The sequence below is a fragment of the Streptomyces sp. NPDC090798 genome, assembly GCF_044768965.1.
Lineage (GTDB): Bacteria > Actinomycetota > Actinomycetes > Streptomycetales > Streptomycetaceae > Streptomyces.
This window is the reverse complement of record NZ_JBIVXA010000004.1, coordinates 68,412-91,490: the sequence shown is the minus strand read 5'-3', so window position 1 is coordinate 91,490 and position 23,079 is coordinate 68,412. Positions and strand designations below refer to the sequence as shown.

Below are 23,079 nucleotides of genomic sequence, written 5' to 3'. Positions count from 1 at the left end.
TGGCGTTGGTGATGACAGCGGGCAACGCGCCGCGGCGGCGGGCCAGGAGGTCTCAGGAGTAGAGCAGCACGTCGTGGCCGGCCCACCGGCCGGGCGGCGCCGGCGGATCGCACAGCGGCAGCGGATCGTCGCCCGCGTCGACGGCGCGCCGCAACCGGTCGGATCCCCACAGCAGGTCGATGAAGTGACGGCGGCCGGTCCCCTCCACGCCGCCGTCCGCGGTGCGCCAGCCGAAGTCGTCCGGGTACAGCCGCCGCAGCGTGGCGAGCATCGCGACGGCGGTACGTACGGGGGCGAACACCTCGCGATCGGTGATGTGGAGCTGGACCCCGCGCAGCGGCCGTCCGGCGTGTTTGTGGAAGGTCGGTACGTACCGCAGATCACGGAAGTGCACTCCAGGCAGGGCGAGCTCGGCGAGTGAGGGCGCGAACCGCGCGTCGATGTACGGGGCCCCGACGATCTCGAAGGGCTGCGTGGTACCGCGACCCTCCGAGAGATTCGTCCCCTCGAACAGGCAGGTGCCGGGGTAGAACGTGGCAGTGGCCGGCGTCGGAATGTTCGGAGAGGGCGCGACCCACGGCAGGCCGGTGGCCTCCGCCTCCATGGCGCGCTGCCAGCCGACAGCCTTGATGACCGTCAAGTCAGCGGCAGCGCCCGTCACTTGGGGCACGGCCGAGGCGTTGAGATGCCGGGCGAGTTCGCCGCAGGTGAGGCCGTGGCGGACGGGTACCGCGGCGCGCCCGACGAAGCTGGCCCACGCCGGGTCGAGCAGCGGGCCCTCGCTGACGAGTCCGCCGAGGGGATTCGGCCGGTCGGCGACCACGAATCGTACGCCCGTACGGGCCGCCGAGGCCATCAGGTCAAACATGGTCCACACGTAGGTGTAGAACCTGGACCCGATGTCCTGCAGGTCGTACACGAGGGCGTCGACGCCGCTGTCGACCAGCAGTTTGTCGAGGCGCTCGCCGCTGCACCGGTAGGTGTCGTGGACCGGCAGGCCGGTGGTGGGGTCCGTCCGAGCGGCCTCGCTCTCGTCGGCCTGGCCGGTCCCGTGCAGCCCGTGCTCGGGACCGAACAGGGCGACCAGCCGCGCGCCGGCCTCGAGCAGTGCGGACGCGGCCGGGCGCAGGTCGGGGAGGACCCCGGTGTGGTTGGTCACCAGCCCGAGGCGGCCGGGCCCGGCAAGTCCGGGCGACGCGTGCAGCCGTGCGATCCCGGTCGTCACCGCGACGCGGTCGTCCGTGCTCATCCTGTGGCCCGTCTGCCGGTGACATCTCGGAGCAGGAGCCGGAAATGTACTTGCATGTCCAGGAATGTTGCCATGATTTACCGTCAGTTCGCGCCAAGGGCAGCTGCGGGATCTCTTGCGGCGGCGGGGGCGGTGCGGCGGGCGCCGGAACGCCTTTAAGGGGAACGGTGAGCGGTGCCCCTCACCTCGGGACCGAACCGCGGGGCGCACGTCGAGCCGGACGCGCTCAGAGTGATCGAGGAGAGCTGGTTGAGGAGAGGCCTGCCGAATGGAACAGCCGCCGAGCTGCCGGGACACTCGGGACGGCCTCGTGGTGGACCGCATCTGTCGGTGCGCGATCTGGTGCGCGACCGGTGTGGTGGTCGGCCCGCCCGACCTCGTACGCCACGACACGGCAGCCGGTGGAGCCGATTCCCTCGCAGATGGCAGCGTTACGGGTGCTCGTCGGCCTCGGCTCGCGGGTGGATGGCCTGATCATTCTGCGCACAGTTCGGCGAAGCGTTGTGCGTTGATGTTGCCGCCAGAGATGATCAGGCCGACCCGGGGCGGAAGCTGGTCGATGTGGCCGGCGATCAGGGCAGCAAGCGCGGCGGCGCCGCTGGGCTCGATGACGATCTTCAGGCGTTCGAAGGCCAGCCGCATGGCGTCGCGGATCTGATCGTCGGTGACCAGTGCGATCTCGTCGACGAGTCGCTGGTTGACGGAGAAGGTCAGCTCGCCGGGAATCTCAACCGCCTGACCGTCGGCGATTGTTCGCGGCACGGGGATGGCGATGCGCTTGCCCGCCTCCAGGGAGCGCTTGGTGTCGTCTCCGGCCACCGGCTCGACTCCGATCACCCGGATCCCGCCGTGGAGACCTTTGGCGGCGGTGGCGCTGCCGGCGATCAGGCCACCACCGCCGACCGGGACCACCAGCGCGCCGAGTTCACCGGCCTCCTCGATCAGTTCCAGCGCCGCGGTACCCTGCCCGGCGATGACGTGCGGGTGATCGTAAGGCGGGATGAGCGCCATGCCGTGTTCGGCGGCCAGTGCCTGGCCGATGGCGTCCCGGTCACCGGTGTAGCGGTCATAGGTGACGATCTGCGCGCCGTAGCCGGCAGTGGCGTCCACCTTGGACTGCGGGGCGTCCTCCGGCATGAGGATCACTGCCCTGGTGCCCAGTTCCCGGGCGGCGAGGGCGACGGCCTGGGCGTGGTTGCCCGACGAGTAGGAAGCGATGCCCTTGGCCAGCTGCGCCGGTGAGAGTCGGGAGGCGGCGTTGTAGGCGCCGCGGAACTTGAACGCGCCGACGCGCTGGAAGTTCTCGCACTTGAGGTGGACCTCCGCACCGACGAGCTCGTCCAGGGTGCGGGAGCGCAGTACAGGGGTGCGGTGGGCGACGCCTTCGATCTGCGCGGCGGCGTCGCGGACGTCATCCAGGGCCACTGGCGGGGTGTTGGTCATGCCTGTGCTCCATCCGAGGTGGTGTTGGCGGGCCGCATGCCGTCCGTAACGGACGCGGTGGACCTGGCTCTCGCCTTGGCGAGGTAGTTGCGGAGGCGCGGGAGATGCCGCGCCAGCGAGATTGCGGAACAGCTTCAGACGCTGCGAGGTGTCATCCGTTGCTGTCAGCGTACGAGCCTGGGGCTTTGGGGACCGCGTTCAGCAGCGCCGTCGCTACGCGGAGATCCTGCAGCGCGATGCCCGAACTGTCGAACACGGTGATGTCCTCGGGTGTGCGTCGCCCCTCGGCTTTGCCGGTCAGGACGTCACCGAGCGCGAGGAACCGCTCACCGCGCTCGGCGGACCGGGCGACGTGGATCGTGTCGATAGGACGGACCTTGCTCACGGCGGCACATTCGTACAGTGCCTGGTGCCCGGTCCCGAAGATTGTCAGCGTCGACGCGTCGGCACGCGCCAGTGCGTCGACGGCGACGGCGTCGGCCGCGGCCGTGCGGTAGGCGTTCACGGTTCCGGCCTCGACCGTGGCGGCGATCCGGCCAACGGTCTGGTCGAAGAGCAGGACGAGTTGTGTCGGGGGATGTCCCGGTCCGCTTTGCCCGGCCAGTAGCTGCCGATCTTCACTCCGTCGAGGTCCCGCGACGCGGTCGACTTGACGGTGAATCGGTTCTCGGCATCCGACCCGTGTCCCAGCACGGTGGGAAAGGAATCGGCTCCCGCGGCCGCGGCGATCAGTGCCTCCCGCACCGCGGTGAAGGCGAGCTCTTCGCTGATGAGGGCGGCGGACTCGGCCTCGGAGATGAAACGCACGATGGTCCCTCCTTCACCAGCCCCGGACGCGCTGCCACCGAGAGCGCACAGTCCGGGATCGAGGGGCGGTCACGTAGTAGACGTCGTGCTGTGCGGCGGTTGCGCAGGCGTGGATGGGCAGGATGCGCAGCCGAGTGCCGACCGGGACATCGGGCAGTTCGGCGCCACTTCCCGGACGCATCGAAAGAATGCCGTGTTCCTGGCTGGCGTCAGTCATCACCAGGTCTTCGTACAGGGCGCCGTCGAGGTCCACGACGAGACCATATCCCTGGTCCACGCGCTGAACGCAGGTGCCGCGGTCGCGCGAGGTCGCCATCCATCCGCCGTCGGTGACGATCCATCCCCTGTCCGGGCGGTGTCCGATGACCGTGGTGACGACTGTCATCGCGAGATCATCGATGGTGCACACCCCGATGCCGTACCAAAAGTCCAGAGTGTAGACATAGAGTCCAGACGGTCGTCGAGTGAGTTGGTTGGTAACAGCTCCTGGGCACGATCGCCGAACGGCGCGGCGTACCTGACGGCTCCGACGTCGTCGCGTACCGCGGTTGTTCCTCCTTCATACGGCCAGCAGGGTCTTCCCCCTGTTGCGTCCCGCCTGCATCCGCTCATGTGCCCGGGCCGCCGCAGCCAGCGGAAGGATGTCGGTGACATCGATGTGCACGCTTCCCGAGGCGACGAGTTCCAGGGCTGCCAGACCATGGGTCCGCAGGAGGTCGGGGGCACGTCGAGAGACGTCACCGATGTTGTAGCCAATCAGCGCGCGATTGTTCTTCCACAGCGTGAGGAGCGGCAGGCTGAGGTCGGGGTGGCGAGCGGCCTCGCCGTAGAAGGCGACACGGCCGAACGGGGCCAGCAGGTCCAGACTGGCGAGGCGTGTGGGGCCGCCCACGGGGTCGAGGACCACGTCCACGCCTCGGCCGCCGGTCGCGTCGCGTACCGCGCCGGGGAAGTCCTCCCGTGGGAAGACCGCGTCGTATCCGAAACGCTTGGCGTACTCGGCCTTGTCGGTGCTGCCGACGGTGCCGTACACGGTGTCCGCGCCGAGCGCACGGGCGATCTGGGCGGCGACGGAGCCCACGCCTCCGGCCGCCGCATGGATCAGGACGCTGTCGCCGGGGCGAAGCCGGGCCGCTCCGGCGAGGACGCCATAGGCCGTGGGCAGGACGAGTGCGGCCCCGCCGGCGGTCCGCAGGTCGATCTCGCCGAGCGGGGTGTGCAGCGGGAAGGCGAAGCGGGCCGGGGCGACGGCGTACTCGGCGTAGCCACCACCGTCGGGCAGGTACACGGCGACAGGGTCCCCGACGGCGAACCCGCTGACGTCCTCACCGAGCGCGGCGACATGCCCAGAGGCTTCCATGCCGGGGATGTCGAGTGGGTTCGGCGGGCCGAAGTCGCCGAGTCGATGCTGCACTTCGGCGTAGTTCACTCCCGCGTAGGCCACCCGGACCAGTACCTCTCCGGGACCGGCTTCCGGGATCGGCACCTCTACCGTGCGCAGGACCTCGGGCCCGCCGTTCTCTTCGAAACCGATCGCGCGCATGACGTGTCCTCCTGTGATGGTCTTTCTTTGGTGGCGATTCGGGTGCGCCCGCCGCGGCGCCAGCTCCACCGGCGTACGGCGTGGCCGAGGCCCCGGGCGAGAGATTGCTGGGTGTCCAGGACGTCTGCGGGCGGCGGGAGTTGGAGCAGCCCCGCGGCCGCGCGCCGTGCCGTAGGACCACAGCGGGATCGGACGACCGAGCCCTTGTCGCTCGCGACACGCGCGCCGATCGACCCCGGCGAGGACGGGGGCATGGGTGTCTCCTCGTACAGTCGACAGGAGGGTTCCGGTCGCAGGCGTTTTCGACGGCGCACCGGTGGGGGCGAGTTCAGGGATTCGGCGTGAGGCGCGAGACGTTCAGCGCCCGGACTGACGGATGCTCAGCGGATGGCGGCGCAACAGAGCGCGGCTGCGACACGTACCAGGTCGACGCAGCGGCGGCAGGTCAACGACTGGCGCGGCATGGGGCGATGCAAGCATGGGTGACTCGGAGGCGTCAACGGACTGCCACCATCCGAGACGATCTCCGCGATGGACCTGAACGTCCTTCGCCGGGACCTGAGTTCGTGTACTAGTGCGGCAATCTGCTTCCAACGCGGAGAGCTGTGCGCAGGGTGGCAGGACGGCCGCCTACCCGGAGGGCGGCAGCGCGCCGCTCACCCGGCAGGTCACGAAGAGCGCCTTCGAGCTGGCGAGCGAGGCCACGTTCACGGCGGGCCACAGGCACGTACTGCACGGACGGTCGTGGTCGGGCGCGGGCGCCGTCGCCAGGGTCGACGTCAGCACCGACGGAGGGGCGAACTGGCGGGCCGCCCGCCTGCACGACCGGCCCCGCGCCGGCACCTGGACCCGCTGGTCCCTCGGTTGGAAGCCCGACGCACCTGGCACCACCCACCTGCTGGCCCGCGCCACGGACACGGCCGGCCGTAGGCAGCCGGACATCGCCGTGCCCAACACACAGGGCTACCTGTTCGACGCGGTGGTGCGGCATCCGGTGAGCGTGGTGTGACGGACACCTGTCCCGGCGAAAGCCTGTGTCCTCGGAAGCGGGGTCGACGACGTACTGCTGCTGCTTCACGCGGCGAGTAGCCGTCGGGCGTGGCACTTGTCCATGCGCGTACATCTAATGTTCTTGACACCTTCCGGGGTCGACGACGTAGGTTGAAGCGATCGCTCCCGGACGGGTGGAGGCCCCGATGCGCGTACGTGGCGCCGCACCGCACGGTGCCGGCACGGGGACGCGGCTGATCATCCGGCGGCACGTCGACTACTGCCGCACCGCCTCCGCCGTCTGTCCTTCCGCACGCCCCTGACCCCGTCGGCCCGCCGGGCCGGCCGTCTCGTCGTGCCCTTGGAAGGAACCCCATGTCCGGCCCTGCCCTGCGGCTCGCCGTCGAACTCGACGGTGACGGCGCCCACCCCGCGGCCTGGCGCCGCGCCGCCCACTCACCCGACCACCTGCTGACCCCGCGCCGGGTGGCCCGCGTCGCCGCCGCCGCGGAGAACGCTGGGTTCACTCTGCTCACCCTGGAGGACGGCGCACTGCCGCCCGGCGCCACGCCCGACGCGGTCGGCCGTATCGGCGCGGTGGAGCGGGCCGCGTTCCTCGCCGCGTCGACGAGCGCCATCGGCATCGCGCCGGTCGTCCCGGTCACCTATGCCGAACCGTTCCACATCTCCAGCCAGTTGGCGTCCCTGGACCACATCTCGATCGGGCGTGCCGGGTGGGTGGTGAGCGAGGAGGCACGTCCTGAGGCGGCCCGCGCCTGGGACCGTCCCCTCGTCGACGGCGCAGCCGCCCGCGCCCGCGAGTCCCGCGACGGCATCGACGTCGTCCGCGCCCTGTGGGACTCCTGGGAGGACGACGCGGTCATCCGCTCCGTGGCCACCAGCCGCTACCTCGACCGCGACCGGCTCCACTACGTCGACTTCACCGGCGACACCTACGCCGTGAAGGGCCCGGCGATCGTCCCGCGTCCGCCGCAGGGCCAACTCGTCGTCCTCGGCCGGCCCGGCCTCGTGTCCGCCGGGCAGCTCGACGTCGCCCTCGTCGAGGGCCGCGACGTCGCCGCGGTCACTGCGGCCGCGGCCGCCGCCGGAACGCCGCGCACCTTCGCCGAGGTCGAGGTCGCCCTCGACACGGTGGACGCCACGGCCGACCAACGCGTCGCCGACCTCGAGCGCCATGCGCCCTGGACCAACCGCGGACGGCTGCGCCACATCGGCTCCGCCGCCGGACTCGCCACCCTGCTGGAGCAGTTGCGAGGCGTCGTGGACGGTGTACGCCTGCACCCGCTGGTGCTGGACGAGGACCTGCCGGAGCTGTCCCGGCTCGTCCTGCCCCACCTCTTCGAGCGGCGGCACGCCGTCCGCCCGCTGCCCGGCGCGTCCCTGCGCACCCACCTGGGCCTCGAGCGGCCCGCCAACCGCTACGCCGCCGGCGCGGCGTTCGAGGCCCTTGAGGAGACGCGATGACCCGCACCGACCCCCTCGACGTCCCCCGCCCGGACGCACAGCTTCACTTCGGCGTCTTCTTCCAGGGCGTCAACCACTGGACCATCTGGTCCGACCCCGCCAGCGGCTCCCAGATCGACCCCGCCAACTTCCGGCGCGTCGCCCAGACCGCCGAACGGGGCCTGTTCGACGCGTTCTTCCTGGGGGAGGGGCTGCGGCTGCGCGAGGTCGACGGACAGATCCACGACCTCGACATCACCGGGCGGCCGGACGCCATCACCCAGCTCGCCGCACTGGCCGCCGTCACCGACCGGATCGGCCTGGTCAGCACCTCCAACACCACCTTCAACGAGCCTGCCGACCTCGCCCGCCGCCTGTCCGGTCTCGACCTGCTCTCCGAGGGCCGCGCCGGCTGGAACGTGGTGACGACCGACAACGCCTGGACCGGCGCCAACTTCCGCCGCGGCGGCTACCTCGACCACGCCGACCGCTACCGGCGCGCCGAGGAGTTCCTCACCGTGGCCCGCGCGCTCTGGGACGGCTGGGAGAGCGGGGCCGTCTCCGGCTCCCCGGGCGCCCCCGCCTGGGCGGCACCCGGCGCCGTACACCAAGTCCGGCACCGGGGGCCGCAGTTCGACGTCGACCTCGCGCCCACGCTGCCGCGCAGCGCCCAGGGCCACCCGGTGATCTTCCAGGCCGGGGACTCCGGCGAGGGCCGGGACTTCGCCGCCCGCAACGCCGACGTCATCTTCTCCGCGCACGGCAACGACTTCGACGACGCGCTCGCCTTCGCCGACGACCTCCGGCACCGCCTGCGGGCCGTCGGCCGGCCCGACGACGACCTGCGGATCCTCCCCGGTACGGAGATCATCATCGGGGCCACGGAGGAGGAGGCCTTGGAGAAGAAGCGCTGGATCCGCCTCCAACAGGTCACTCCGGCAACCGCGTTGGGCATCGCCGGACTCCTGTGGGGCCTGGACCTCGCCGATCGCGACGCCGACGGTCCGCTGCCCAAGGAGGACCCGGTCGTTGCCGAGAACGACGGTTCCTTCGGTGCGCGGCGTATCGCCGACCCGCGCCAGGTGGTCGCCGAGTGGCGGGAGAAGGCCGAGGCACACGGGTGGTCGCTGCGCGAGACCGTCATCGCGCTCGGTCCCCAGCGCGGCCACGTCGGCACTGCGGCGGGACTGGCGGACAAGTTCGCCCACTTCGTCCGGCACGGCGCCGTCGACGGCTTCAACGTCACGCCGTACCTGATTCCCGACGGCCTGGACGACATCGTCGACCTGCTCGTCCCCGCACTGCAGGAACGCGGTGTCTACCGCACCGAGTACACGGGTACGACGCTGCGCGAGCACCTGGGCCTGCGGGAACCACTCACCCACCGCTCCACGACCGACCGGCGGCAGGCCGGCTGACCGCTTCGCCCCGGAGGCGATGGTCCACCTCATCAGGGCGAGGCCCCTCGGGCGCCGCGAGCATGTCCTTACGGCGCCCGACTCGATCAAGCCCTCTTCCTGGGGGCAGTCAGTCCTGTGCCCGCGCCGGTCCTGAGGCGTCGGCTGTCTCTCCCCCCCGCACTTCGCCGACCGCACCGGACTCTGCAAACGCCGGCTCAGGGGAAGGCGATGTGGTCGGCGATGTAGTCGGTCCGGGCACGGTCCGCGGCGTACGGCGCGAGAGCCCCACACCGAGAAGGCACAGCGCACCCCCGGCGAGCGCCAGGCCCGACGGGAACTCTCCCAGCGTGGGCCAGGCCAGCACCACGGTGATGGCCGGCACGACGTACGTCACCGCTCCCAGGCGACCCGCGGGCATGTGCGCCAGAGCGTACGACCACGTCCAGAAGGCCAGTGCCGTCGGAAGCAGTCCCAGGTACACCACTCCCGCCCAGCTCCCGGCCGACGCGTTGCCCAGATCCGTGACGAGCTGTCCGGCGAAGGGCAGGCAGGCGATCGCACCGATCGTGCTGGCGTAGGCGGTGACCTGCAACGGCGACGCGTGGGAGAGCGCGGGCTTCTGGAAGATGACGCCGACCGCGTGCCCCGCCGCCGCTGCCAGGCAGAGCAGCACACCGACCACGGCGGTGTCATCCACCGCCGCTGGAAGCCTGCCAGCGGCGCATCGCGGATCTCATGGACGCCCTGGGAGCCAGGACACGCCTCCAGGCCGGCTACGTGCTCGGGCAGCGTGTGCGAACCGGCGAGCGGAGGGGGGCGTAGGGCAGGGCGAACGGCCGCATGGCCGCGCTCATGCCCAAGCCCGACTGGAGATGGTTGCGACGATCAGGCCCCGCCCCGCTCACGGGGCGTCTTCTGCCCGGCCTCGACGGCCACCGGCAGCCGGTTCTCCGCCGGCGGCAGTGGGCAGGTGGCCAGGTCGGTGTAGGCGCACGGCAGGTTCGCCGCGCGATTGAAGTCGAGGACGACCGTGCCGTCGGCGGCCGGCGGCTCGAGAGACAGGGTCCGGTTGGCGGCATAGGTGGTCACCCCGGAGGTGGTGTCCGTGAAGAGCACCTGCAGCCGGCCCGGGCCACGTCCGGGGAACGCGGTCAGGGCCAAGGAGCGTCCCTCCAGTTCGAACTCGACTTGGCCCGGTGCGTCGTACACGTGCTCAAGGCCCTCGACCGCGGCGCCCACGGTCGTCGGACGCGGCTTGTCGAATGCGCTGTAACGAGCGGTGACCACCCAGCGGGGATCCGGGGCGTAGGCGGGTGTACCGGCGAAGGCGGTGCGCAGCGGCGCGTCCGGGTGCCGGGGCCGGACGATGTCGTGCCCGCCACGCTTGGCCACCTCGATCACGGCATCGCCCCAGACCGCGTCGACGCCACCACGCTCGGGCAGCACTCCGAAGCGGTGTTCGCCCCGTACCGGCGTTCCCTCCACGATGAGTTCCTCGCCGTCGTCGAGGGCTACGGCGACCCCGGCGGCGTCGGTCCACCAGGCGCCCGGTGCGTCGGGGAATCGCTGCGGCCGGTCGTCGAGCCAGTGCAGACCGGTGATCGCCAGGAATCCGTGCGGAGCGGCGAGCCGTTCCTCCTGCCCGCGGTACCACTCCAGCCAGTCCTCGGTGAAGGCCTGGAGGTCCGTGGTCGTGGCCTCAGTCGTCATGAGTACTCCTTCGTCTCGCGAGGTTCGGCCCTCGCAACGGTGTGGACTTCTGCCGAGGTGTCTGCCGCCGGTGTTCCCTCACTCGGCCAGTTCGCCGAGAAGTGCCCAGGTGCGCCGCCGGTCCGCTTCTCCCGCGATCTCGGTGCCCGAGAACACCACCTCTGTCGCCCCGGCGTCCCGATAGCGCCGCACTTCGGCCGCGACTGTCTCCTCGTCGCCGATCACGGCCACATCGGAGGCCCGTCGGCCGCCGGAGAGGTCGATGACCCGCGCGTAGGACGGGATCCCCTCGTAGAACGCGAGCTGTTCGGTGACCTTCGTACGTACGGAGTCGACATCGTCCGTGACGACGCCGGACACCAGGGCCACGATCCGGGGCGCGGGCCGCCCCGCGGCCGCCGCCGCCGCGGTGAGGGCCGGAACGATGTGTTCGCTCAGGGCCCGCGGGCCCGCCAGATAGGGGAGGATGCCGTCCGCCAGCTCACCGCTGGCCCGCAGGGCCTGCGGGCCCATCGCGGCGACCAGCAGAGGAACACCGCCCTCGGCCCCCGGTACGCGCGCGGAGATCGGTGTGACGGCGGTGAGCAACTCGCCGTGGAAGTCGGCCTCACCGCTTTGCGTCAACTGCCGCAGAGCGGTGAGGAACTCACGCAGACGGGCGATGGGCCGTTCGAAGGGGATACCGAAACCGCTCTCGGTCAGGAGTCTGGTGCCGAGGGCCAGCCCGAGGTGGTAGCGGCCGTGAGTGGCGGCCTGCGCGGTCTGGGCCTGGCTGGAGACCAGCAGCGGATGGCGGCCGAAGACGGGGATCGCGGAGGTGCCCACGTGGAGCCCCGGCACCTCACGCCCGACGATCGCCGCGAGCTGCGGTGAATCCGCGCCGAAGGTCTGCCCGAACCAGGCCGACCGCAGGCCGCGGGCCGCGGCCTCGTGCGCCAGCTGTACCGCGGTGTCGACCTGGTTTTCCGCCTCGGACGCGTTGAGCGCCACGCCTACAGTCATGCCAGTGCAAACCCCAGCCGCCCGACCAGGCATTCCGGCCCGCGTGTGACAGCTTCTTGTCAGGTATGTGTACGGGGCCGCCGCTCGCTGTCACTCGACTTCGTTGAGCTTTCCGGTCGCCACGTCGAAGACGAAGCCCCGGACGCACCACGGACACGACCGGGACCGGCGTATACGGCAACGCGTGCGGGTGGACCCGACATCGGCGTCCACGACGGCACCCGACGGCCGCGGAAAACCTGACGGCGCCGGGAGGGCTCCGGCGTGATCACGTGAGCCGAGCGGCGCGGTGACCATGGGGGCGCGTACAACCGCCGTCTAGTTGCCGTCCGATGGGCCGGGCGCTGCCCGCTGCGGTGTCAGGATCGAGGTGTCCGCAGCCGTACTCGATCGAGGAGCCGGAGCCCGTCGCCGGTGGTGAACCACCGGGTGTGGTCCACCAGGTACCGGTACGCCAGATCGGCGTTGGCCCGCGATCCGGTGACGCCGTGGAAGTAGCCCAGCTCGGACAGGGCGAACTCCGCGTGCACGAGCGGCAGCAGCTCGGGCAGGGCGGCCGACTCGACGGGGCTCAGCGGGCGTACCGAGGTGTACCCGTCGAGGAGCGCGTCCACGTCGTCCGTGCGGACGGGACGGGAAGGGTCGAGCCACTGGACGGTGTTGCGCTCGATGGCCGTCGCGAGGTCGTGGACGGCGGTCGTGCGGTCGCTGAGGCCGAAGTCGAGGACGGTCGAGACCGTGCCGGTCGCCGGGTCCCACAGCAGGTTCGAGGCGTGCCAGTCGTTGTGCGTCCACAGCGGTGCGAGGTGGCCGAGATGGGGCAGCAGACGCCGGTGGAAGGGAAGATGGACCGCCCGCACGTCCTCCCGCCAGGGACGACCCGCCAAGGCCGCTACCAGTGCCGGCCGCTCGGCCACATATGCCTCCAGCGCGGCCGCGGGGTCGACCGCCGCGAAGATGCTGAAGGACGAGACGAGGGGCTGCGGGCGCCGTCTCGGGGCGCCGAACCCCTCCGCCGCCAGGTGGAGTTGGGCCAGCGCGGCACCGGCGGCCCGGGCATGGGCCACGGACGCGAACGGCGACCACGACAGCGCGTCCCGGTAGAGATCCGTCCCCGTTCCGGCCGTATGGACCTCGTACACCCACTCCCCGCGCGCCTCGGCCCCCAGCACCTCCACGACCGGCGCACCCCGGTCTCGCAGATGCCGCAGGAAGGCGTGCTCCTCGGCCAGACCTTCCAAGGTGCGTACGTCGCTGTGGTGCCGCTTCACGAAGAGCCGTCGCCCGCCCCGCTCGACCAGGGCGGCCGCCGACAGCGGGCGCGGGCTGCGCCAAAGTACACGCACAGGACCGACGACGGCCTCGAGCTCCGCCTCGGTGAGCGCAGGCCAGTCGGGGGCCACCGGTTCCGTACCCATGCCGTGGGCCAGGAGCCCGCTCATCAGGCCGTCACCTCGTTCACCCGGCTCGACCGGCCGCTGAGGGTGTCCAGCAGCCGCCGCTCGGTCGCCGCGAACTCCGGCTCGGAGAGGGCGTCGAGACCGCGCGGTCCGGAACGCGGCACCTCGATGCGCTCCACGACCGTGGCCGGGCGGGGCGAAAGGACATGCACGGTGTCGGCGAGCAGGACGGCCTCGCGAATGTCGTGCGTGACCAGGACGACGGTCCAGCGGTAGCGCTGCCACATGTCGGCCAGCCACAGCTGCATCTCCGTGCGGGTGAGCGAGTCCAGCGCGCCGAACGGCTCGTCGAGCAGCAGCACCGGGCGGTCCAGAACGACCGTGCGCAGCAGGGCCGCGCGCTGCCGCATACCCCCGCTGAGCTGGAAGGGATACGAGGACTGGAAGCCGTCGAGTCCGAAGGCGCCGAAGAGTTCGCCGGCCCTGCGCCGCGCCTCCTTCCTCCGCACTCCCTGGGCCTCAAGTCCCAGCGCCGTGTTGTCGAGGACCGTGCGCCACGGGAACAGCAGATCCTTCTGGGGCATGTAGGCGACCTTGCCCGAGGCCACGGACGCGGGGGCACCCTCGACCAGGATCTCGCCCGAAGTGGGCCTGTCCAGACCGGAGATCAGGTTGAACAGTGTGCTCTTGCCGCTGCCGCTCGGACCGATGACGGCCGCGAACTCACCCGGCTCGACGGTGAGGTCGAGGTCGCGCAGCACTGCGAGTGACCCGAACGCCTTTCCCGCGCCCCGCACTTCGAGACTCATGACCGGCCCTCCTTCACCAGCGCCCGCTCCCACGGCAGGACGAGCCGTTGCAGCAGATAGGTCGCCCCGAACAGGGCGATGCTCAGCGCGGCGGTCACCGCGACCGCGGCGAACACCAGGTCCGTGCGGAACGCGCTCTTCTGCGCCTGCATATAGATCCCGAGGCCCTTCTCGGCGCCGGCGTACTCCGCGAAGACCGCGCCCACCACGGCGTACGTGATGCTGACCCGCAGCCCGGTGAAGAAGTGGGGCAGTGCGCTCGGCACCCGGACCAGCCGGAAGGCGCGCACGCGGCCCGTGCCCAGGGAGCGCAGCAGCCGCATCGCGTCGCGGTCGGTGGCGGCGAAGCCCGCCGCCAGGTTCGCCGCGAGCGGGAAGAACGTCGTCAGGGTCACCACCAGCATCTTCGGCAGCAGACCGAAGCCGAACCAGATGATCAGCAGCGGTGCGACGGCCACGATCGGGATCGTCTGCGAGGCCACCAGCAGCGGATACAGGCCCCGGCGAGCCGCCGCCGAGAAGTCCAGCACGACGGCCACCAGCCAGGCGGCGGCGAAGGAGAGCGCGAAGCCGAGCAGGGTCTCCTGGAGGGTGGGCACGGTCTGGTCCCACAGGTCGCCGCGATTAGCCCACCCTTGTGACAGGACGCGGCCGGGGCTGGGCAGTACCGTCGGGTCGACGCCGGCGGCGGTCACGTACACCTGCCAGCCGGTCACGAGCACGGCGAGGACGAGCAGCGGCGGCCAGACCGCGCGCAGGGCCGTCCTCACTTGGTGTCCGGGAGGTAGGCGTCGGTGAAGAACGTCGAGGCGTCCGGCGCCTTGGTGAGCTTCTTGCCGTTCTTGTCCACCAGCAGGCCGGACGTGAACTCGAAGTCGGCGAAGTCCTGCCAGCGCTTCGCCGTCTGGGTGCCGATCGTGCCGTCGGCGGCGCGGTAGTACTCCTTGGCGAGCAACGTCTCGCTCTTCTTGACCAGTTCCGTGTTGGTGAGCGTGCTCTTGTTGGCCGCGATGAGGAGATCGGCGGCCTGGTCGGGGTGGTCGGCGGCGTACTCGTACCCCTTGTCGACCACGGCCAGGAACTTCTTGGCGACCTCGGGGTTCTGCTTCAGATACTGCCTGGAGGAGGCGATGAGGGTCGAGTAGATGGCCGGGACGCCGTAGTCGGCGAGCTGGAAGTCCTTGAGAGGCTTGCCCGTGAGTTTCGCCTCCAGGCCCTCCCAGGTGGGCATGGGCATCGCGAAGTCCGCCTTGCCCGCGTAAAGGGCCGCGTACGCCGAGGTGTTGAGCGTGATCTGCTTGAACGTGCCCTTGCCGCCGCCCTCCTGGATGACCTTCTGCAGCAGGGCCTTCTCGTAGGGGGCGCCGAAGCCCGCGTACGTCTTGCCGTCCAGCTCCTTGGGGGACGTGATGTCGTCGCGGTCGGCGCGCACGGAGACCGTGACGTTCGTCTTCTGTGTGACGGCGTACACGGAGGTGATGTCCTGGCCCGCGGCGCGCGCGGTGGTGACGCCCTCCTGGTACGAGATCCCGAAGTCCGCCTTGTGGCCGGCGATCAGAGTCTCCGGCGCGGTCGAGCCGTACGGCACGATCCTCAGGTCGATCCCGGCGTCCTTGAACCAGCCCTTCCGCTGGGCGACGTAGATGCCGGTGTGGTTGGTGTTGGGCGTCCAGTCCAGGGCGAGGGTGACCTGGGTGGTGCCGTTCTTCGCGGCGGCGGACGTGGAGTCCTGCGCGGCACAGCCCGTCGTGGCGAGGACGGCGGCGGTGGCCACGGAGAGCAGGGCGGTCGTACGGGATCTCATGGGGTTTCCTCGGATGGGCGCGGTGGTGTTGCGGGCGTGGGAGAGTGCTCTTCACGCCCGACACAGCGCGCTGTCGACCCGCATGAGGTCGATGGCCATACGTCTCGTCAGTTCCCTCGCCTGGCAGGTCATTCGGCGCCCGCCGGGGCGGTGGCCAGCAGGTCGTTCGTGTACGACGACCGCCAGTCGCGGGCGTGCGGGACGGCCTTGTGCCGCGCGAGCCAGTCGGCGTAGGGGCCCATGCGGGTCTCGTCGATGACACCCCAGTTCCCGTCCGCGTCGGTCCAGGTCGGGGCGACCAGGCTGAGGGAGCGGGCGATCAGGGGGCGCGAGAAGTAGGGGATCACGCGTTCCAGCAGGGCGCGGGCGCCGATCTGGTCGGCCGCTGCGGAGACGTAGCCACGGGCGGTGGCGGCCAGGAAGGCGCGTACCAGGTCGGGGCGGGCGTCGGCGAGGCTCTCGCTCGTACCGAGGAGGTAGCTGTGGTAGCGCGGGGCGCCGATCTCGTCGACCGGCCAGGTCAGGCGCTGCTCTTCGGGCAGGTCGCCGCGCAGGGCGTCCCAGGACCAGTAGGTGCCGAAGGTGGCGTCCGCCTCACCGGCGGCTATGTCGTCCACCGTCAGCTCGCGGTAGCCGGCGTCGATGGTGATCACGGCGTCCGGATCGCCGCCGTCGGCCGCGACCAGGTGTCGGACCATGGCGCGTCCACGCGGGGTGGGGTTGTAGGCGAGGCGGCGTCCGGCCAGGTCGCGGGGGCGGGTGATGCCGGTGGGGCGGGCGGTCTGGATCGCCTCCAGGGCACGGTGGTTGACGGCGGCCACGGCGAGCAGTGGCCGGCCGGGGGCGGCGCGGCGGGCGAGCAGCCGGTTGGGCGGGAAGAGGCCGAAGTCCACCTCGCCCCGCGCCAGGTACTCCAGGGTGTCGCCGCGTCCCGGATCCTGGACGGTGAGTTCCACGTCCAGGCCCGCTTCGCGGTACCAGCCGTTCTCCCGGGCCACGTACAAACCGGCGGAATTCGGCCAAGGGTGGAAGTAGTCGAGCATGACTCGGACGTGCGACATGGGCAGACGGCTCCGTGGACGGCAGACGGCAGAATGCGGGCGGCACTCAGATGTGCGGGCCCGTGACCGGCCGTCTGGTGAGAAAAAGAAGGAGAAGGGGGAGGGGGAGACCGGGTGGGTCAACAACAGGAGCGGGCCGCCGCGGCGAACGCCGGGGGACACTGCTGCTCGACTGCTGAAGACATGCGGTACTCCTACGCGGGCACTGTGGCTCAAGTGATGCGGTCGGCGTTCCCATGGGGACCGGGCCGGCAGATGCCGACACCGCTCCCAGACGCCCTCTCAGCCCAACCGGGTAGGGGCTCCCGCGTAGATGGCCGAAACCATAACCCCGGACAGCCGATGCTGTGCAAATGAATCCCACGATGTGGGACGAGCTCGCCCAGTGAACGAGACCTCGCAGATCAAGCCCATCCCCGCCGGGCGCGGTCGGGTTAGCATCCCCGCCATGACCGTCCCCCCGCTCCCCGACCCCCTCCTCCCCGGACCGCTGGTCGACGACGCATGGCTCGCCGCCCGCCTCGGCGACCCCCGGCTGATCGTCCTCGACGCCACCGCGCTGCTGCCGTCACCCCGCCACGACGGCGACCACCGGTCCGGCAGCGGTCGCGTCCAGTGGGCCGAGCGCCACATCCCCGGCTCGCGCCACGCGGACCTCACGGGCGAACTGTCGGACCAGGGGGCGGCCTGCCACTTCGCGGTCCCGGCACCGGAGGCGCTGGCCGCCGCCCTCCAGCGGCTCGGTGTCCGCGACGGTTCGGAGGTCGTCGCCTACGACAGCGGCGGTGGCATCTGGTCGGCCCGGCTGTGGTGGATGCTGCGGTCGATCTCCGTGCCGGTGGCGGTACTGGACGGTGGATGGCAGGCGTGGGAGACGGGCGGGCACCCGATCGCCCGCGGCGACGAGACGGGTGGCGGCGAGACGAGTGGCGGTGAATCGAGTGCCACGCGGGTCGCTGGTCCCCTTACCCCCGTACCCCGTCCCGGCATGTGGACCGGCATCGAGACGGTGGGGGCCGTCAGCCGCGGCGAACGTCCCGGCACGCTGGTGTGCGCGCTGCCGCCCGGCGGCTTCGACGGCTCCGCCCCCACCCGTTACAGCCGGCGCGGCCACATCCCCGGCAGTCTCAGCCTGCCGGGGCGCGGCCTCCTCGACGGCACGGGCCGGTTCCTGCCCGCCGCCGAGCTCGCCGAACGCGTTGGCACGGTCCTCAAGGACGACCAGTCGCCGGTGATTCTCTACTGCGGCGGTGGCATCTCCGCCGCCGGCACCGCGCTCGCCCTCACGCTGCTGGGCCGTCAGGACGTCGCCCTGTACGACGGTTCGCTGGAGGAATGGTCCCAGGATCCGTCCCGGCCGCTCGCGACAGGCACCTGAGCCCGGGGCTCAGGCCGCGTCGGGCACGGCCGCGGCTGCGGAGCCTCTCGCCGGTGACGTATCCGGTGGTCACGTGCACCTCTCCGTTCGAGCGGCTAGCCGACGAGTTCACGGACGAGCGCGGCGACCTGCTCCGTCTCGATCAGGAATCCGTCGTGGCCGTAGGGGGACTCGATCAGACGGAGGCGGTCCGCGGCAGGGATTGCGGCGGCCAGCTCCGCCTGCTGGGACGGTGGGTAGAGGCGGTCGGAGTCGACTCCGGCGACGAGGGTCCTCGCGGTCACCCGGCGCAGGGCGGTGCGCCTGTCACCGCGGTCGCGGCCGATGTCGTGGCTGTTCATGGCCTCCGTCAGCGTCACGTAGCTGCCCGCGTCGAAACGGCGCACCAGCTTGGCGGCGTGGTGGTCGAGGTAGGACTCCACCTGGTAGCGGCCGCCGTTCCACGGGTCCTCCGCGTCCTGTGGCGTCCGGCCGAAGCGGACCGCCAGTTCCGGCTCGCTGCGGTAGGTGACGTGGGCGAGGCGACGGGCCAGGCCGAGACCCGCGTGCGGTCCGCGGCCGGGGCCGGCGTCGTGGTAGTCGCCGCCGCGCCAGTGCGGGTCGGAGCGGATGGCGTGGAGCTGGATGCTCGCCCAGGCGATCTGCTCGGCGCTCGCCGCCGCGGTGGTGGCGAGCAGCAGGAGCGCGTCCGTGCGTTCCGGATACGTCACGGCCCATTCCAGCGCGCGCATCCCGCCCATGGAACCTCCGACCACCAACGCCCAGCGTTCGATGCCCAGTTCCTCGGCCAGACCGGCTTCCACGGCGACCTGGTCGCGCTGGGTCAGGGACGGGAAGTCTCCGCCCCAGCGCCGCCCGTCGGGGCGGGGTGAGGACGGCCCGGTGCTGCCCTGGCAACCGCCGAGCACGTTCGGGGCGACGACGAACCAGCGGTCCGTGTCCAGGGCCTGGCCGGCTCCGACGAGCGCGTCCCACCAGCCGGGGGTGGGGTGGCCAGGTCCGGCGGGTCCGGCGGCATGGCTGTCGCCGGTGAGCGCGTGCAGCACCAGCACGGCGTTGGAACGGTCCGGTGCGAGCCGTCCCCAGGTCTCGAACGCCAGCCGCACGCCGGGCAGTTCACCGCCCGCCTCCAGGGCAAGCGGCTTCTTTCGGGAGTGCCACTGGCGGCGCCCGGGCGGGTCCCCCTCCCGCCAGGCCCCTGAGGGCGGCGGAAGGGGGACCGCGGACGGCGTCGGTACGGTGTTCAGGACGCGCCCTTGGCCGCGCGGAATCCGGCCTCCAGGTCGGCCTTGAGGTCGGCGAGGTTCTCGATCCCGACCGACAGGCGCACCAGACCGGGTGTGGTGCCGGTCGCCGCCAACTGCGCCTCGTCCAGCTGGCTGTGGGTGGTGGACGCCGGGTGGATGATGAGGCTGCGTACGTCCCCGATGTTGGCAAGGTGGCTGAAGAGCTCGACAGCGTCCACGAACCGCTTGCCGGCCTCGACCCCGTCCCGTAGCTCGAAGGCCAGCACCGCCCCGGCGCCACGCGGAAGATAGCGCTGCCCCGCCGCGTACCACCGGTTGGACTCAAGCCCCGGATAGTGGACCGCGGCGACCTCGGCGCGCTGTTCCAGCCACTCGGCCAGAGCCTGGGCGTTGGCCGAGTGCCGCTCGATGCGCAGACTGAGCGTCTCGACGCCCTGCAGGAGCAGGAAGGCGGAGTGGGGCGCGATGGCGGGGCCGAGGTCACGCAGCAGCTGCACCCGCAGCTTGATGGCGAAGGCGCCCGGGCCGAGGGCGGCCCAGTACTGAAGGCCGTGGTAGCTGGGGTCCGGTTCGCTGAAGTCGGGGAAGCGCTCGGCGTGCGCGCCGAAGTCGAAGGTGCCGCCGTCGACGACGACGCCGGCGATGGTGGTGCCGTGGCCGCCGAGGAACTTCGTCGCGGAGTGGACGACGATGTCCGCGCCGTGCTCGATGGGCCGCAGCAGAAAAGGGGTCGGCACGGTGTTGTCGACGATCAGCGGGACGCCCGCCTCGTGCGCGACGTCCGCCACCGCCCGTACGTCGAGTACGTTGCCGCGCGGATTGCCGAGTGTCTCGGCGAACAGGGCCTTCGTGTTCGGCCGGATCGCCGCACGCCACGCCTCGAAGTCGTCCGGGTCGTCGACGAACGACACCTCGATGCCGAACTTGGGAAGCGTGTGGCGGAAGAGGTTGTACGTGCCGCCGTACAGGGAGGTGCTGGACACGAGGTGGTCGCCGGCGGACGCCAGCGTCAGGATGGCGAGCGTTTCCGCGGCCTGTCCGGAGGCGAGTGCCACCGCGGCGACTCCGCCCTCCAGTGCGGCGACGCGCTGCTCGAAGACGTCCTGGGTGGGGTTGTGGATGCGCGTGTAGATGTTGCCGGGCTCGGCCAGCGAGAACAGGTCCGCGGCGTGCTGGGTGTCGCGGAAGACGAACGAGCTGGTCTGGTAGATCGGCACCGCCCGCGCCCCGGTCGTCGGGTCAGGGGTGGCACCGGCATGGATCTGCTTGGTCTCGAACGACCAGGCCGAGGTGTCGGGGCCGATGGGCTCGTCCTCGGGGGTGTGACCCGCGGTGACGGAGTCGATGGGCTGGCTCATGTTTCTCCCTTGTGCGGCGTGCGAGGTGCGGAGGCGCGCGGGGGTTGGTGAAGGCACCGCAGGGCTGTGCGCCGCGCCCGGGCAGGGGCAGCGGACAGCACGGTGCGGGGAAGGGGGAGTGATCAGGTGCCGGAGCGGGGCGTCAGCTCACGGCGGAACAACCCGTGGTGGTGACACGCACGTAGTCAACGTGGCGGCGGGTCACGAGCACGGTCATGCAGCCAGGTAACCACAGATGGTCATGAAGCACCAGCGTGACATGGCGAGTTGAACCCCGTTCCGGACGAGCCGCCACGGCTGTGACAGGGTCCGCTTCCGCCGCGAAGCAGTCTCATGGGTCCGGCCCCTGGCCTTGTCCGTCGTCGGCCTCGTGGACCGGCATCGGCCTGGAGCGCCCGGCCCCTGACGGCGGCCGACTGCCGACACGAAAGGCGCGCTCCGCCGCCCGGGACTTCCAGGCCGAGTCGTCAGCCCTCTTCCGGGCCTGGTTGCCGTCGACAAGGCGATGTTGGTCTGCGGCGCGCTGGTGAGCGCCTCGGTGCGGCGGCTGGTCGCGACGGCCTGCTGATCAACCACCCGCCGAGCCGCTGGGCCGCCCCCCCATAACTCGCTGTCATGTTTCGGGAGGGAAGGGAACAGACCGCAGCGCGAGCCGGGAGTGATCCCGGCCCGCGCCTCAGTGGTGGGCCTTCGGCGGCCGGGGGTCAGCCGAGCAGCTTGCTCGACAGGGTCGCCGCGTTGTACGAGCCCCATCCGGTGGTGAAGTCCCAGCCGGTGGCGGCGGAGTAGTCACCGTTGCTGCCACTGGTGATGTCGTGGAAGCCGGTGCCGTTCGCCGTGTAGAGAGCGGGGTTGGCGAAGCCGAGGTTGGCCTTGCCCGCCGCCGCGGCCTGCTGGTTGTACAGCGCGCCGAACGCCGCCCACTCGGGCGCGGCGGCGCTGGTGCCGCCGACCGAGGACCAGGAGCCCTGCGAGTAGATCGAGACACCGGGGCTGGGGTTGGCGTGCGCCGAGACGTCCGGCACCTGGCGGTAGCCGCCGCCGGCGCTCTTCTGCACCGCGGTCTGCCAGCTGGGGATCTTGAAGACGGAGGACTTGCCGCCGCCACCGCCGGACCAGGCCACTTCCTTGCTCCAGGCGTTGGCGGAGGTGACGGTCAGCTTGGTGCCGCCGACGCCGGTGACGTACGGGTCGCTGGCCGGGTAGTCGACGGTGGTCGTGCCGTCGCCCGCGTCGTCGGAGCCGTCGTCGCCGGAGGCCGCGTAGAAGCCGAGACCCTCGGCCGCGCCCGCCTTGAAGACGGCGTCCACGGCGTTGATGTTGGACGTGGTGCGCTGGCTCTCCGAGGCGCCCCAGCTGATCGAGGTGGTCGGGATGCCGCTGTCGACGATGGCCTGGTAGGTGTCGACCTCACCGGCGTCGGAGTTCGGGCCCTCGAAGACGGTGACGTTCGCCTTCGGCGCGATCGCGTGCAGGACCTCGATGTCCAGCTCGACCTCGACCTGCCCGTCACCGAGCGAGCCGGAGCCGCCGTCCACCTTCGACACGGTCGGAGTGGGCGAGCCCAGGCTGTAGTTGTTGTCGTACTTCGTGATGTTGGCCTGCTGGAAGCCGTCGAACTCCAGCAGCGCGATCTTCTGGCCGCTGCCGGTGTACGTACCGGAGACGTTGTAGCCGCCCTTGAGCTGGGCCGGGGTGTAGCCGCCGCCCGGCCCGTTGTGGGGGGTCACCGTGGAGGGCGCCTGGTGGTGCAGCTGGGTGCGGTTGTTGAGGCCGGCCACGTCGCTGACGAGGGAGGCGATGGCGGTCGGCAGGGTCGGCGCGGTGTCGTTGGCGTAGAACGAGCGTCCCGACTTGGCGTCCTTCCAGGTCGACAGCTTGGTGCCGAAGGCCTTCTGCAGCTGGGCGGCGGTGCCGCTGGCGTCGACCAGCAGGTTCCCCGAGTGGACGGTGCCGACGGTGAGCCCCTGCGCGCGCAGGTAGTCCTTGAGCTGCTTGATCTCGGCGTCGGTCCGGCCGAAACGGGCGGCGAACTGACGCTTCGTCAGGTAGTGGCCGTAGGAGCTCGACCGCGGGTTGCTGACCTTGGCGACGAAGGTGTCGAGCGCCTTGTCGTTTCTGGGGGCCAGGCTGATCGCCACCGATATTCGCTTCCCGGCGGCGACGCTGCCGGTGTGGGTCGCGTTCTGGTTCAGGCCCTTCAGGACATCTCCGGTGATGGCCGCGCGGGTTGAGTGCGGCTGGGGGGTGCCGGCGGCGTAGGCGGTGGGGACGGCGGCGGCGAGCAGGGCCGGCACGGCGACCAGGCCGGCCAGTTTCAGGCGTGACTTCACTGAAGTCCTCCGGAGAGTGGGGGTGGTGTCCCGGAAGTGGAACGGCTTCACCGTAGGAACATCAGCCCCACCCGCATAAGC

At 71.2% G+C, this 23,079-nt stretch carries 20 protein-coding genes and 1 pseudogene; 4 read left to right on the top strand and 17 right to left on the bottom strand.

Annotation, left to right across the window (positions count from 1 at the left end):
* Positions 1-52: 52 nt before the first annotated feature.
* The 6 genes from ACIQTP_RS10590 to ACIQTP_RS10565 form a co-directional block, all read right to left on the bottom strand.
* Entirely contained in the window at positions 53-1,249 is a 1,197-nt protein-coding gene (locus ACIQTP_RS10590; protein WP_403398355.1) for an exo-beta-N-acetylmuramidase NamZ domain-containing protein, read from the bottom strand.
* A gap of 474 nt (positions 1,250-1,723) precedes the next feature.
* Positions 1,724-2,692, bottom strand: a complete 969-nt coding sequence (locus ACIQTP_RS10585; protein WP_403398352.1) for a pyridoxal-phosphate dependent enzyme — start codon at positions 2,690-2,692, stop codon at positions 1,724-1,726.
* Between the two features lie 151 nt (positions 2,693-2,843).
* Entirely contained in the window at positions 2,844-3,224 is a 381-nt protein-coding gene (locus tag ACIQTP_RS10580) for a hypothetical protein (RefSeq protein WP_403399085.1), read from the bottom strand.
* Positions 3,194-3,499: a hypothetical protein gene (locus tag ACIQTP_RS10575; RefSeq protein WP_403398349.1), complete on the bottom strand. Its 306-nt coding sequence runs from the start codon at positions 3,497-3,499 to the stop codon at positions 3,194-3,196. Before ACIQTP_RS10575 ends, ACIQTP_RS10580 begins: the two co-directional genes overlap by 31 nt.
* 13 nt (positions 3,500-3,512) lie before the next feature.
* Positions 3,513-3,884: a hypothetical protein gene (locus ACIQTP_RS10570; RefSeq protein ID WP_403398346.1), complete on the bottom strand. Its 372-nt coding sequence runs from the start codon at positions 3,882-3,884 to the stop codon at positions 3,513-3,515.
* Between the two features lie 174 nt (positions 3,885-4,058).
* Positions 4,059-5,042 carry a zinc-binding alcohol dehydrogenase family protein gene (locus ACIQTP_RS10565; protein WP_403398343.1) on the bottom strand — a complete coding sequence of 328 codons (984 nt, stop codon included), beginning with the start codon at positions 5,040-5,042 and terminating at the stop codon, positions 4,059-4,061.
* A gap of 628 nt (positions 5,043-5,670) precedes the next feature.
* Between ACIQTP_RS10565 and ACIQTP_RS10560 the strand changes: the two are divergent.
* The 3 genes and pseudogenes from ACIQTP_RS10560 to ACIQTP_RS10550 all read left to right on the top strand — a co-directional run.
* A pseudogene (locus ACIQTP_RS10560) lies at positions 5,671-6,051 on the top strand (sulfite oxidase); the annotation flags it as partial.
* A 356-nt stretch (positions 6,052-6,407) separates the two neighbouring features.
* Complete coding sequence (locus tag ACIQTP_RS10555) at positions 6,408-7,517, top strand: LLM class flavin-dependent oxidoreductase (protein WP_403398340.1); 1,110 nt, start codon at positions 6,408-6,410, stop codon at positions 7,515-7,517.
* Positions 7,514-8,914 carry an NtaA/DmoA family FMN-dependent monooxygenase gene (locus ACIQTP_RS10550; protein WP_403398337.1) on the top strand — a complete coding sequence of 467 codons (1,401 nt, stop codon included), beginning with the start codon at positions 7,514-7,516 and terminating at the stop codon, positions 8,912-8,914. Before ACIQTP_RS10555 ends, ACIQTP_RS10550 begins: the two co-directional genes overlap by 4 nt.
* 109 nt (positions 8,915-9,023) lie before the next feature.
* On the opposite strand, the gene ACIQTP_RS10545 is transcribed toward ACIQTP_RS10550, so the two are convergent.
* From ACIQTP_RS10545 to ACIQTP_RS10510, 8 genes are all read right to left on the bottom strand, one after another.
* Positions 9,024-9,593, bottom strand: coding sequence for a DMT family transporter (locus ACIQTP_RS10545; protein WP_403398334.1), 570 nt, complete (start codon positions 9,591-9,593; stop codon positions 9,024-9,026).
* Positions 9,594-9,781: 188 nt separating this feature from the next.
* Positions 9,782-10,606: a DUF1684 domain-containing protein gene (locus ACIQTP_RS10540; protein ID WP_403398331.1), complete on the bottom strand. Its 825-nt coding sequence runs from the start codon at positions 10,604-10,606 to the stop codon at positions 9,782-9,784.
* Positions 10,607-10,684: 78 nt separating this feature from the next.
* Positions 10,685-11,608 carry an LLM class F420-dependent oxidoreductase gene (locus ACIQTP_RS10535; protein WP_403398328.1) on the bottom strand — a complete coding sequence of 308 codons (924 nt, stop codon included), beginning with the start codon at positions 11,606-11,608 and terminating at the stop codon, positions 10,685-10,687.
* Between the two features lie 359 nt (positions 11,609-11,967).
* A complete protein-coding gene (locus ACIQTP_RS10530; RefSeq protein WP_403398325.1) occupies positions 11,968-13,050 on the bottom strand; it encodes a phosphotransferase enzyme family protein in 1,083 nt (360 codons plus the stop codon).
* Positions 13,050-13,817: an ABC transporter ATP-binding protein gene (locus ACIQTP_RS10525; RefSeq protein WP_403398322.1), complete on the bottom strand. Its 768-nt coding sequence runs from the start codon at positions 13,815-13,817 to the stop codon at positions 13,050-13,052. Before ACIQTP_RS10525 ends, ACIQTP_RS10530 begins: the two co-directional genes overlap by 1 nt.
* Positions 13,814-14,587 (bottom strand): ABC transporter permease, encoded by a 774-nt coding sequence (locus ACIQTP_RS10520; protein WP_403398319.1) that lies wholly within the window; start codon positions 14,585-14,587, stop codon positions 13,814-13,816. Before ACIQTP_RS10520 ends, ACIQTP_RS10525 begins: the two co-directional genes overlap by 4 nt.
* A complete protein-coding gene (locus ACIQTP_RS10515) occupies positions 14,584-15,621 on the bottom strand; it encodes an ABC transporter substrate-binding protein (protein ID WP_403398316.1) in 1,038 nt (345 codons plus the stop codon). The genes ACIQTP_RS10520 and ACIQTP_RS10515 overlap by 4 nt, the downstream gene beginning before the upstream one ends.
* Before the next feature lie 128 nt (positions 15,622-15,749).
* On the bottom strand, positions 15,750-16,682 hold the full coding sequence (locus ACIQTP_RS10510; protein ID WP_402048957.1) for an ABC transporter substrate-binding protein: 933 nt from the start codon (positions 16,680-16,682) through the stop codon (positions 15,750-15,752).
* A 448-nt stretch (positions 16,683-17,130) separates the two neighbouring features.
* Here ACIQTP_RS10510 and ACIQTP_RS10505 point away from each other — a divergent pair, with 448 nt between their 5' ends.
* The gene (locus ACIQTP_RS10505; RefSeq protein WP_403398313.1) at positions 17,131-18,060 is read left to right on the top strand and encodes a sulfurtransferase; all 930 of its coding nucleotides are present in this window, start codon (positions 17,131-17,133) and stop codon (positions 18,058-18,060) included.
* Between the two features lie 95 nt (positions 18,061-18,155).
* Here ACIQTP_RS10505 and ACIQTP_RS10500 read toward each other — a convergent pair whose 3' ends face one another.
* The 3 genes from ACIQTP_RS10500 to ACIQTP_RS10490 form a co-directional block, all read right to left on the bottom strand.
* A complete protein-coding gene (locus tag ACIQTP_RS10500; protein ID WP_403399083.1) occupies positions 18,156-19,307 on the bottom strand; it encodes a homoserine O-acetyltransferase in 1,152 nt (383 codons plus the stop codon).
* A complete protein-coding gene (locus tag ACIQTP_RS10495; protein WP_403398310.1) occupies positions 19,304-20,665 on the bottom strand; it encodes a bifunctional o-acetylhomoserine/o-acetylserine sulfhydrylase in 1,362 nt (453 codons plus the stop codon). The genes ACIQTP_RS10500 and ACIQTP_RS10495 overlap by 4 nt, the downstream gene beginning before the upstream one ends.
* 704 nt (positions 20,666-21,369) lie before the next feature.
* Positions 21,370-22,998, bottom strand: a complete 1,629-nt coding sequence (locus ACIQTP_RS10490; RefSeq protein ID WP_403398307.1) for a protease pro-enzyme activation domain-containing protein — start codon at positions 22,996-22,998, stop codon at positions 21,370-21,372.
* Positions 22,999-23,079: the final 81 nt, after the last annotated feature.